Origin of the sequence: Rhizobium lentis (assembly GCF_014200175.1) — a bacterium.
In the GTDB taxonomy this organism is placed as follows: Bacteria; Pseudomonadota; Alphaproteobacteria; order Rhizobiales; family Rhizobiaceae; genus Rhizobium; species Rhizobium mulingense.
The window spans coordinates 289,665-301,265 of sequence record NZ_JACHBD010000006.1; the positions used below are offsets into that span (position 1 = coordinate 289,665).

6 protein-coding genes are annotated in these 11,601 nt (G+C 62.6%); 3 read left to right on the top strand and 3 right to left on the bottom strand.

The genetic code is table 11. From position 1 onward, the window contains the following. Positions 1-3 precede the first annotated feature (3 nt). Positions 4-1,761: a malto-oligosyltrehalose trehalohydrolase gene (gene treZ, locus GGI60_RS16550; RefSeq protein ID WP_183934834.1), complete on the bottom strand. Its 1,758-nt coding sequence runs from the start codon at positions 1,759-1,761 to the stop codon at positions 4-6. Between the two features lie 182 nt (positions 1,762-1,943). Between treZ and GGI60_RS16555 the strand changes: the two genes are divergently transcribed. Next, the gene (locus tag GGI60_RS16555; RefSeq protein ID WP_183934702.1) at positions 1,944-2,225 is read left to right on the top strand and encodes a type II toxin-antitoxin system ParD family antitoxin; all 282 of its coding nucleotides are present in this window, start codon (positions 1,944-1,946) and stop codon (positions 2,223-2,225) included. A gap of 377 nt (positions 2,226-2,602) precedes the next feature. Here GGI60_RS16555 and GGI60_RS16565 read toward each other — a convergent pair whose 3' ends face one another. Together GGI60_RS16565 and GGI60_RS16570 are read right to left on the bottom strand one after the other, a co-directional pair. Then, positions 2,603-4,276 (bottom strand): response regulator, encoded by a 1,674-nt coding sequence (locus tag GGI60_RS16565; protein ID WP_183934703.1) that lies wholly within the window; start codon positions 4,274-4,276, stop codon positions 2,603-2,605. 11 nt (positions 4,277-4,287) lie between these two features. Then, positions 4,288-10,587: a HAMP domain-containing protein gene (locus GGI60_RS16570; protein ID WP_183934704.1), complete on the bottom strand. Its 6,300-nt coding sequence runs from the start codon at positions 10,585-10,587 to the stop codon at positions 4,288-4,290. A gap of 214 nt (positions 10,588-10,801) precedes the next feature. On the opposite strand from GGI60_RS16570, the gene GGI60_RS16575 reads away from it, so the two are divergent. Both GGI60_RS16575 and GGI60_RS16580 read left to right on the top strand, forming a co-directional pair. Next, complete coding sequence (locus GGI60_RS16575; RefSeq protein WP_246720414.1) at positions 10,802-11,251, top strand: hypothetical protein; 450 nt, start codon at positions 10,802-10,804, stop codon at positions 11,249-11,251. 26 nt (positions 11,252-11,277) lie between these two features. Beyond that, entirely contained in the window at positions 11,278-11,559 is a 282-nt protein-coding gene (locus GGI60_RS16580) for a hypothetical protein (RefSeq protein WP_064685541.1), read from the top strand. Positions 11,560-11,601: the final 42 nt, after the last annotated feature.

Below are 11,601 nucleotides of genomic sequence, written 5' to 3' on the forward strand. Positions count from 1 at the left end.
CCCTTAAAATTTACTGATGCTCCAGATCACCGTCCAAGGCGCAAGATCGCCATCGTCATTGCGGCCGAGACGGAAGATCGTCTCGCCGCCCTCATGCTGAGCGCCGAGCGTCGCGGCCTCGTCACTGAGATTAGCGCTGAAGTGAAGTCGCCGGTTGCCGGCAAACGTCCAGTCCACCGCCACCGCAGTGCCGGCCGACCGGTAAGCCGCATGTCCGGCTCCGCCTTTCAGCAAGGGGATGATTCTTTGATGTCGCAGATCGAGAAGCATCCTGTAGAAATCAAGGGTCTCCGAGGAGGCGCGTTTCGACCAGTCGAGCTTGGCGGCAGCAAAGGTCGACGCCGTCGTCGGGTCGAGAAGCTCGTCGGCATCGAAGCCCGGCAGGCGCGAAAGCTCCTCGCGCCTGCCTTTGCGGACTTTGTCGTTCAGATCCTCGTCGAAATCGCAGAAAAACGGAAAAGGCTCTTTGGCACCCCATTCCTCGCCCATGAACAGCATCGGGATCTCGGGCGCCAGCAGGTAGATTGATGTGACGGCTTTGATGGCATCGGCCGGGCTCGCGGCCATGATGCGGTCGCCGAGCGCCCGGTTGCCGATCTGGTCATGGTTCTGGATAAAGGACACGAAGGCGGTCGGCGGCAGGTGGCCGCTTGGCCTGCCCCGACTCCCGCCGCGGTAGGGCATATGCTCACCCTGGAACACGAAACCTTCGGCCAACGCGCGGCCGAGCTTATCGGCATCGCCGGCGTAGTCGGCATAATAGCCGAAGGTCTCGCCGGTCGCAGCGATATGCAGCACATGGTGCAGGTCGTCGTTCCACTGGGCGGTGAAAAGCCGGGCCGCACCGTTCTCATCGCGCTGCAGCAGGTCGCTGTCGTTCTCCTCGTTCTCAACGATCAGGTGGACCTGCCGGTCGCCGGCCGCTGCCCTGACACGACGGGCGAGCGCATGCAGAAGATGCTCCCTGCTGTCGTCCTTGATCGCATGGACGGCATCGAAGCGAAAACCATCGAGCCTGAACTCGGTGATCCAATAGATGGCGTTCTCGATGATGAATTCGCGGATCATCTCGGAGCCGTCGCCGTCATAATTGACGCCGTTGCCCCAAGGCGTCCTGTGATGATCGGTAAAGAGCGGCGCGTAGGACGGAATATAGTTTCCATCCGGCCCGAAGTGATTGTAGACCGCGTCGAGGAAGACCGAGATGCCGCGCTCATGCGCCGCATCCACCAGCTCCATCAAATCTTCGGGCTTGCCGTAGCTGCTGTCAGGCGCATAGGGAAGCACGCCGTCATAGCCCCAACTATAGCGGCCCGGGAATTCAGCGACCGGCATGATCTGCAGCGCCGTCACGCCCAGTTCCCGCAGCTGGTCGAGACGCTCGATCGCGGCCTTGAAAGTACCCTGCGGCGTGAAGCAGCCAATGTGCATTTCGTAAATGATCATCTCCTCCCAGGGCCGGCCCTTCCAGGCAATGGTCTTCCAGCGGTAGGCAGAAAGATCGACCACTTCGCTCGGGCCATGCGCATCCTCAGGCTGGAACCGCGAGGCGGGATCGGGGACCTCGAGACCATCCGGCAGCACGAAACGGTAGCGCGCGCCGACGCCGGCTTCCGCGACCACGCAACGATGCCAGCCGTTGTCGTCCGCCTGCATCGGACGGCGATCCGCGCCTACGATCCTCAACGATACGCTTTCATGCAGAGGAGCCCAGAGGCGGAACAGAACGCCGTCTTCGCTGAAAGCGGGGCCGAACATCATTTTGGTCAAGGGAGAGCCTTTGATGAATGGACGGGATCTGGGTAACTGCCATGGGAGCAAAAAGTTTCGTCTGCAAGCGGACGTGGGAAAGCGGCCGCCGTCGGCAGTGTTTGGCCTGAGAAAAAGTAGGATTCTATCCTATCATGTGCGATCAAAGATGCAGAAAGATAGGAGTGCAATCGATGCGTTCGACGCAGCAGATGAGCATCACGTTGCCCGTGGAAATGGCGAAGCTGGTTAAACAGCGAGTGTCCAACGGCGAATACGCCTCAGAGAGCGAAGTCATTCGCGAAGGTTTGAGAGCCTTGCAAGAACGCGAAAACGCTGTCGAGCATTGGCTTCGAACGGAAGTTGCGGCCACCTATGACGCATATAAGGCCGATCCCACTAAGGCTAAACCCCTCGATGAGGTCTGGAGGCGCCTTGAAGCGAGCATGGACGAGATCGATCGGGAAAAGGATTGATGAAGCACTATCATATCCGCCTGACCGATGAGGCGGAGCTGGATTTGGTGCGTATCTATGGCTTCGTTCGTAGGAAATCCGCGTCTGCTACCGTCGCCCGCGATTGAGTGGCCCGCATCAGGACCTTCATGGATGGGTCCGAGATGTAATCCCGAACGTGGCAGCCTCCGTGATCATGTTCGCCCAGGCTTGCGTATAGTCGGCTTTGAGCGCCGGGTAAGCGTAGCGTTCGTCGTCGAGCCTACCGAGGTCATTATCATCCGTATCCTCTACGCCGGCCAGCGGTTTGACGAGGAAAGCTAGCAGCTTCTGGACTAGTCAGAATCACGCGCTGCCCGCCTGTCAAATATGATCCGCCCTGCCGCTCGCTTCGTCGACTACGCCGCAGCGACCTTGTCCCGGAGCGCTTCGTCCATGGCCGCCTGAAGCTGCTCTTGAGTGAACGGCTTCGTCATCCTGAGCATCGGGCCGAGCCCCTGGTCCTCGGTAAGCTCGACATAGCCGGAAGCGAGAATAACGGGCAGGTTGGGGAAAGCTCCACGAAGGTGGCGCGCGAGCTCGGCGCCGGTCATGCCCGGCATGGCGTGATCGGTAATGACAAGATCGCACTCCTGTCCGCCGGCGAAGAATTCCAGAGCCTGGGAAGCGGAAGCCGCTTCCCGCGGCAGGTGTCCAAGGTCCTCCAGCATCGCCACGGTTCCGGTCCTGACGAGCGCATCGTCGTCGACGACAAGAATGGCAAGCGATCGCGACACCGGCTTCACGGGTTCCGCGGCCGCCGGCACTAGCGCGGGCTGCGCCTTGGTGAAGCTCTCGGCGACGGGCAGCCAGAGGGAGACGGTGGTGCCCTTGCCTCTCGCGCTCGAAATCTGGATCGAGCCGCCCGATTGCGCTGCCAGGCCGTGCACCATCGACAGGCCGAGACCGGTACCCTTGCCGATCCCCTTGGTGGTGAAAAATGGCTCGGCAGCACGCAGAACCGTCGCCTCGTCCATCCCCTCGCCATCGTCCGAGACCGATATCTTGATGTAATTCCCGCCCGCAAGGCCGGTCGGTCGTGCCTCTTCCGGCGCCGCGGCGACCGTCACCGCACCGCCGCTTTCGAGCGCATCGCGCGCATTGACGAAGAGGTTGAGCAGCGCTAGCTCCAGCTGGTTGCTGTCCACCAGCAGCGGCTCCAGATCCGCCGGGATGCTCTTTCGAATCTCGACGCGCGGACCGACCGCCTTGGCGAGCAGATCCTCGACATTTTCGAACAGCCGGAGGAAGTCGACCGCCTGCGGCTTCAGCTCCTGTCGGCGGGCGAAGGCGAGCAGGCGCTGGGTGAGCGCCGTGCCGCGCTCGGCGGCCTGGATTGCGTTCGTCACCAGGCGTTCGCTGCGCTCATCGGCCGGCAGCCGCTTCTTCAGCAGGCTGAGGCTGCCGAGCACCGCCATGAGAAGATTGTTGAAATCGTGCGCCACGCCGCCGGTCAAATGGCCGATCGTGTCGAGCTTCTGCGCTTCGAAAAGCTGTGCCAGCGCCTCTTCGCGCTCGCGCGTCCGCTGATCGATCCGGTGCTCGAGTTCTTCATTAAGCTGACGCAATTGCGCCGCCGATGTTTCGAGCTCGGCGGTGCGCTGGTGCACCCTCGCCTCCAGCTCGGCATTCAGGCGTTCGAGTTCCCGCGTCTTCCTGTAGAGATCGGCAAAGACCCTGACCTTGGCCCGCAGCACTTCGGGCACGATCGGGACGGAGACGTAGTCGACGGCGCCGACCGCATAGCCGCGCAGCCGGTCAGGCTCGGCCAGCATAACGGCGGAGACGAAGATGATCGGCGTATTCTGATAGCGCGGATGCTGCCGGATCATGCTGACGAGCTCGAATCCGTCCTGTTCAGGCATGCAGACGTCCACGAGGATTACGGCGATTTCGGTGCGCAGCAGGTGCTCGAAGGCTTCGCGGGCCGACTGCGCCTTGATGAGGTTTTCCTCGAGCTCTTCGAGAATGACTTCGTAGCTCAGGAGCTTCGCTGGCTGGTCGTCGACGAGGAGGATGTTGACGGGGTTCATGGGCCGGATCCTCAGCGGTGCAACCACATGCGCAGAGCCGACAGGAGTTGCTCGGTGTTGACGGGCTTCGCCAGGTAATCCGACGCACCCGCCTCCAGGCATTTCTCCCTGTCACCCTTCATCGCCTTCGCCGTCAGCGCCAGGATCGGCAGACGCCGGAAGCGGGGCTCCGAGCGGATGACCTGCATCGTCTCATAGCCGTCCATCCCGGGCATCATGATGTCCATCAGCACGATCGCAACCGAGGGTTCATTGTTGATGATGTCAATGGCTTCGCTGCCGGTCGTCGCCGTCAGCACCCTCATGCCGCGGCGCTCCAGCACGCTGCTGAGTGCGAAGATGTTGCGGGCATCATCGTCGACAAGCAACACGGTCTCGCCGACAAGATCCTCGTCCGAGCTGTGCAGTTCCTGCAATGTCGCCTGCTTTGCCGCCGGGAGATCGGCGACCACCCTGTGCAGGAACAGTGCCGTCTCGTCGAGAAGCCGCTCGGGGGACTCCACACCCTTGACGACGACGCTGCGGGCCATGCTGTGGAGCGTCGCATCCTCCTCCGCAGAGAGCTCCCTGCCGGTGAAGACGACCACCGGCACCTCGCCGATCTCGGCATCGTCTCGTATCTGCTCCAGCACGTCGAAGCCCGACATATCGGGAAGAGAAAGATCGAGCACGACGCAGTCGGCGGAATTGCTCCGCAAAGCGGCAAGCGCCTCGGATCCCGAGCCGACGCTGGTGATGTCGATATCGTCATGTCCGAGAAGCGCAGTGACGCTCAAGCGCTCCGCCTCGTCGTCCTCCACGAGCAGCAACTGCTTGCGGCGCGGCTCGGCATAGGCCTTCAGACGCGACAGCGCCTTGCCCAAACCCTCCGCCGTCGTCGGCTTGCTCATGAAGGCGAAAGCGCCGCGCGTAAGCCCATGCTGCCGATCCTCGTCCAGACTGATGATCTGCACCGGGATATGCCGCGTCTGCGGGTTCTGCTTGAGCTGGCTTAGCACCGTCCAACCGAGCATATCGGGCAGGAAGATATCGAGCGAAATCGCCGATGGCTTGTAATCCTGCGCCAGCGTCAGCGCGTCGCTGCCGCGCATCGCCACCAGCACCTTGAAACCATTGTCGCGGGCGAGATCGACCAGGACGCGGGCGTAATGCGCATCGTCCTCGACGACCAGCAGCACCGAGTCGCCCGTCGCGATCCGGTGTCGATCGTCTGCGACGTGCTCGGCGGGCTTTTCAGCACGGCGGCTTGCCGCCGCCTCGGCGAATTCGACGACATTCGCCGGCGGAACCGGCCTGGGCGCAACCGCCCCGGCGCCAACATAGGTCAGCGGCAGATAGAGGACGAAGGTACTGCCGACGCCGGGCGTGCTGCGCAGCTGGATCTCGCCGCCGAGCAGGTTTGCCAGTTCGCGGCTGATCGCCAGCCCGAGGCCGGTGCCGCCATATTTGCGGCTCGTCGAGGCGTCCGCCTGCTGGAATGCCTCGAAGATGATACGCTGTTTTTCCGGCGGGATACCTATGCCGGTATCGACGACTTCAAAGGCGATCACCGACGGCGCGTGCCGGAGCGAGGGGTGATCCGACGACCAGCCGCTCGTCGCCGATGCGACGCGAAGTGTCACGCCGCCCTGCGCGGTGAACTTGAAGGCGTTCGACAGCAGGTTCTTGAGGATCTGCTGGAGCCTCTTTGAGTCGGTGATAATGCTCTTTGTGACGTCGGTGCCGACCTCGACCGCGAAGGACAGGTTCCGCGTTTCCGCTTCGTGCCGGAACGGTCGCGCCATCACTTCGAGCAGATTGTTGACGAAGATCTCCTCGGCGTCGACCGAGACCGTACCGGACTCGATCTTGGAGAGATCGAGAATATCGCTGATGAGATTGAGCAGATCAGTGCCGGCGCCGTGGATCGTCTTTGCGAACTCGACCTGCTTGCCCGACAGGTTGCCGTCGGGGTTTTCTCCGAGCTGCTGGCCGAGGATGAGAATGGAGTTCAGCGGCGTGCGCAGCTCATGCGACATGTTGGCGAGGAATTCGGATTTGTATTTCGAGGTCAGCGCCAGTTCGGTCGCCTTTTCCTCCAGCGCCCGCCGCGCCTGCTCGATCTCCTGGTTCTTCGCCTCGACCTCGACGTTGCGTTCCTCGAGCTGCTGCGCCTTCTGCCCGAGCTGCTCGTTGGTCTGCTGCAGTTCGCGCTGCTGGGTCTGCAGCTCGGCGGCGAGCTGCTGGGACTGCTTCAGCAGGCCTTCGGTCTGCATGGTCGCTTCGATCGAGTTGAGAACGATGCCGATCGATGTCGTCAACTGGTCGAGGAAAGAGAGCTGCAGCTCGGTGAATTCGCCTGCGGAGGCGAGCTCGATAACCGCCTTCACCTGCCCCTCGAAATGCACCGGCAGCACGATCGCGCTTCTCGGCAGAGTGGTGAACACGCCGGAGCTGATCGGTACGACGTTATCGGGCAGATCGGTGACGAGGATGCGGCGGGCATCGCTCGCGCATTGGCCGACGAGGCCCTGGCCGAAGTCGAGCCGCGGCGGATGCGCCGCCTCGCCGCCTTGCGCATAGACCGACAGCAGCGACAGGAACGGTTGGCTCTCGTCGGCATCCACTTGGTAGATGACGCCCTGATGGGCGCCGACCAGCGGCGCGAGCTCCGACAGCAGCATCTTGCCAACCAGCGTCAGGTCACGCTGCCCCTGCAGCATGTTGGTAAAGCGCGCTAGGTTCGTCTTCAGCCAGTCCTGCTCGGTGTTGCGCTCGGTGGTGAGCCGCAAATTGTCAATCATCGTGTTGATATTGTCCTTGAGCTCGGCCACTTCGCCCCGCGCATCGACCTTGATCGAGCGCGTCAGGTCGCCCTTGGTGACGGCGGTCGCCACTTCGGCGATGGCGCGCACCTGCGTCGTGAGGTTCGCGGCGAGCAAGTTGACGTTGCCCGTCAGATCCTTCCAGGTGCCGGCCGTGCCCGGCACGTTGGCCTGGCCGCCGAGGCGGCCCTCGACGCCCACCTCGCGCGCCACCGTGGTCACCTGATCGGCGAAGGTGGCAAGCGTGTTGGTCATGTTGTTGATGGTTTCGGCAAGTGCGGCCACTTCGCCCTTGGAGGCGACAGTGAGGTTCTGCTTCAAGTCGCCATTCGCGACCGCCGTCACCACCTTGACGATGCCGCGCACCTGCTCGGTGAGGTTGGCGGCCATGACGTTGACGGTGTCGGTCAGATCCTTCCAGGTACCGGCGACGCCCGGCACCTGAGCCTGGCCGCCGAGCTTGCCCTCAGTGCCGACCTCGCGGGCGACGCGCGTCACTTCGCCGGCAAAGGCGTTGAGTTGGTCGACCATCGTGTTGATGGTGTTCTTCAGCTCGAGGATTTCCCCCTTTACGTCGACGGTGATTTTGCGGGAGAGGTCACCGCGCGCCACGGCGGTCGTCACCTCGGCGATGTTTCGAACCTGGGTCGTAAGATTGGCGGCGAGCAGGTTAACGTTGTCGGTCAGGTCCTTCCAGGTGCCGGCGACGCCGGGAACGACGGCTTGACCGCCAAGGCGACCATCGGTGCCGACTTCGCGCGCCACGCGCGTCACTTCGCCGGCGAAGGAACGAAGCTGGTCAACCATGGTATTCAGCGTGTCCTTCAGGAGCAGGATTTCGCCGCGCACGTCGACGGTGATCTTGCGCGACAAGTCGCCATTGGCGATCGCGGTCGCCACCTCTGCGATGTTGCGCACCTGTGCCGTCAGGTTGCCGGCCATCGAGTTGACGCTGTCGGTCAAATCTTTCCAGGTGCCGGCCACACCGGAGACCTGCGCCTGACCGCCCAGCTTGCCTTCGGTGCCGACTTCGCGGGCCACACGGGTGACTTCACCGGCGAAGGCGTTGAGCTGATCGACCATGGTGTTGATGGTGTTTTTCAGCTCCAGGATTTCCCCCTTCACGTCGACGGTGATCTTGCGCGACAGGTCGCCGCGCGCCACGGCGGTCGTCACTTCGGCGATGTTGCGCACCTGGCCGGTCAGGTTGGAGGCCATGGAATTGACGTTTTCGGTCAGGTCCTTCCACGTGCCGGCGACGCCCGGCACCTGCGCTTGGCCGCCGAGCTTGCCTTCGGTGCCGACTTCGCGGGCGACGCGCGTCACTTCCGAGGCGAAGCGGTTCAGCTGATCCACCATGGTGTTCAGCGTTTCCTTGAGCTCGAGGATTTCGCCCGAGACCGACACCGTGATCTTCTTCGACAGGTCGCCATTGGCGATGGCGGTCGAGACTTCGGCGATGTTGCGCACCTGCGCCGTCAGATTGCCCGCCATCGAGTTGACGCTGTCGGTCAGATCCTTCCAGGTGCCGGCGACGCCGAGCACATTCGCCTGGCCGCCGAGCCGCCCCTCGGTGCCGACCTCGCGGGCGACGCGCGTAACCTCGCCGGCAAAGCCGTTCAGCTGATCGACCATGGTATTGATGGTCTCCTTCAGCTCCAGGATTTCGCCCGAAACCGGGACGGTGATCTTCTTCGACAGGTCGCCCTGGGCGACCGCGGTCGCGACTTCGGCAATGTTACGAACCTGGCCGGTGAGGTTGGAGGCCATGGAATTGACGCTGTCGGTGAGGTCCTTCCAAGTGCCGGCGACACCGCGCACATTGGCCTGGCCGCCGAGCCGGCCTTCCGTGCCGACTTCACGGGCGACGCGCGTCACTTCGCCGGCAAAACCGTTCAACTGGTCGACCATCGTGTTGATGGTTTCCTTCAGCTCCAGGATTTCGCCCGAAACCGGGACGGTGATCTTTTTCGACAGGTCGCCATTGGCAATCGCGGTCGAAACCTCGGCGATGTTGCGCACTTGCGCCGTCAGGTTACCGGCCATCGAGTTGACGTTTTCGGTCAGGTCCTTCCAGGTGCCGGCGACGCCGCGCACATTGGCTTGGCCGCCGAGCCGGCCTTCCGTGCCGACTTCGCGGGCAACGCGCGTCACTTCCGAGGCAAAGGCGTTCAGCTGGTCGACCATCGTATTGATGGTTTCCTTCAGCTCGAGGATTTCGCCGGAGACCGAAACGGTGATCTTCTTCGACAGGTCGCCGTTGGCGATGGCGGTCGAGACTTCGGCGATGTTGCGCACCTGCGCCGTCAGGTTCGAGGCCATCGAATTGACGTTGTCGGTCAGGTCCTTCCAGGTGCCGGCGACGCCCGGCACCTGGGCCTGACCGCCGAGCCGCCCCTCGGTACCGACCTCGCGGGCGACGCGCGTCACCTCACCGGCGAAGCCGTTGAGCTGATCGACCATGGTGTTGATGGTTTCCTTGAGCTCCAGGATTTCGCCCGAGACGTCGACGGTGATCTTGCGCGACAGGTCGCCGCGCGCCACGGCCGTCGTCACCTGGGCGATGTTGCGCACCTGGGCCGTCAGATTGCCGCACATGGCATTGACGCTATCGGTCAGATCCTTCCACGTTCCAGCGACGCCCGGCACCAGCGCCTGGCCGCCGAGCTTGCCTTCGGTGCCGACCTCGCGGGCCACACGCGTCACTTCCGAAGCGAAGGAGCGCAGCTGGTCGACCATGGTGTTGATCGCTTCCTTCAGCTGCAGGATTTCGCCGCGCACGTCGACGGTGATCTTCTTGGAAAGGTCGCCGTTGGCAACGGCGATCGTCACTTCGGCGATGTTGCGCACCTGCGCCGTCAGGTTCGACGCCATCGAGTTCACGCTTTCGGTCAAGTCCTTCCAGACGCCGGTCACCTCGGACACCTGGGCCTGGCCGCCGAGTTTTCCGTCGGTGCCGACCTCGCGGGCGACACGCGTCACCTCGGAGGTGAAAACGCTCAGCTGCTTGATCATTGTGTTGACGATATCGGCCGAGCGCAGGAATTCGCCCTTGAGCGGCCGGCCGTCGACGTCCAGCGGCACGGTCTGCAGCAGGTCACCCTTGGCGACCGCGGTGATCGTGCGCGTCACCGCCGTCGTCGGCCACAGGAGATCGTCGATCAGGCCGTTGATCGATCCTTCCATCTCGGACCAGGACCCATCGGAGAGGCCGAAGCGCACCCGTGTGCTGGTTCGCCCATCGCGGCCGACGACCTGACCGACATGTTCGAGCTGCTGGGCCATACGCTGGTTGGCGGCAATAATGTCATTGAGGGCATCCGCGATCTTGCCGGTGACGCCCGTGAGATCAGAGCGCATTCGCACGGAGAAATCACCGCGCCTGACCGCGACCAGAACCTCAAGGAGCGGGCTGGCATCATCGAACGCCATGGTTTTGTGGTCGTGCCCACTGAGGCTCTCTGCCGCGGCGTTGTCACGCGCGAATTCGCTGATTTGGTTGCTCACGAAAATCCCCTTCTTTGACGACTGGTAATTTAGTGCTCAACTTGGAAAATGGTATGGGCCATCCCCGGTAGAGCTTATCATGGTTTGTCCTTCAAAATGAACTTAGTAGCTGCATAAACCTACGCCCTGTACGAAAGCCGGCTTTGCGGTTTTTTGCGCAGGCTGGAACCGTTCTCCGCCGGCCGTCGTTTCCGTCCTGACAATGGAGAGCGACATGTCGAACGTCTCGAGGACCGGCAAGGAAGAGATCAACAACGCGACCAGCCCGACCACCTTTGGAAAATCGGTCGAAAGCCAGGCGCAGATCCAGGATGCGGCGGAAGCCTCGCGCGATGCCGGCGATGAAATGCTCAACATTTATCGGCTGGAACCGATTGCCGCCCCCGACGATCCGAGATGGGACAATGCCCCCGGCCATGGCATCGTTGTCGTCGCCGCCAGAACGCCTGGCGATGCCAGGATCGTCGCCGCAGCGCGCGAACTCGATTTCATGGAAGTGGATGCGGCGCCCGCCGAGGATGTGACGACGGCCAATGCCAGTGCCTTCCGCGATGACAAGCTCTATACTGTCATCGAGGTCGACCGGAACAGGCGCGATATCAAACGCGGCATCGTCGAGGGTACGGTCTCGGTCGACACGATCCGGTCGGTTGAACCGGATTAGAGCCCGCCTCTTTCATTGGAGTTCTCATGAATACCGCCAATCTGCAGCTCAAGGGCCTGATCATGGCGATGGCGTCCATATGCGACGCGATCGTCGAGAAAGAACTGCTCACCCGCCAGGAACTCAATGCCGCGCTGTCGAAAGCCATGAAGGCCATCGAGGAAGACGACGATCATGAGCTGTCGGACGCCAACCGCGCTGCGATCCTGTTTCCTATCCGTGTCTTGCAGCTTGCCGAGCAGGCTGCCGGAAAAGGCGAGCAGCGGACTTTTTCGGACTATGCCAAGCTCGTGGGGAAGCTGAGCTGAGCGTGTTCGAGGGATCACCCTTGACGCTGTCGACGTCGAGGC

Coding starts and splice junctions, on each gene's coding strand:
- treZ (WP_183934834.1), bottom strand. CDS start 1,761: ATGATGTTCGGCCCCGCTTTCAGCGAAGACGGCGTTCTGTTCCGCCTC.
- GGI60_RS16555 (WP_183934702.1), top strand. CDS start 1,944: ATGCGTTCGACGCAGCAGATGAGCATCACGTTGCCCGTGGAAATGGCG.
- GGI60_RS16565 (WP_183934703.1), bottom strand. CDS start 4,276: ATGAACCCCGTCAACATCCTCCTCGTCGACGACCAGCCAGCGAAGCTC.
- GGI60_RS16575 (WP_246720414.1), top strand. CDS start 10,802: ATGTCGAACGTCTCGAGGACCGGCAAGGAAGAGATCAACAACGCGACC.
- GGI60_RS16580 (WP_064685541.1), top strand. CDS start 11,278: ATGAATACCGCCAATCTGCAGCTCAAGGGCCTGATCATGGCGATGGCG.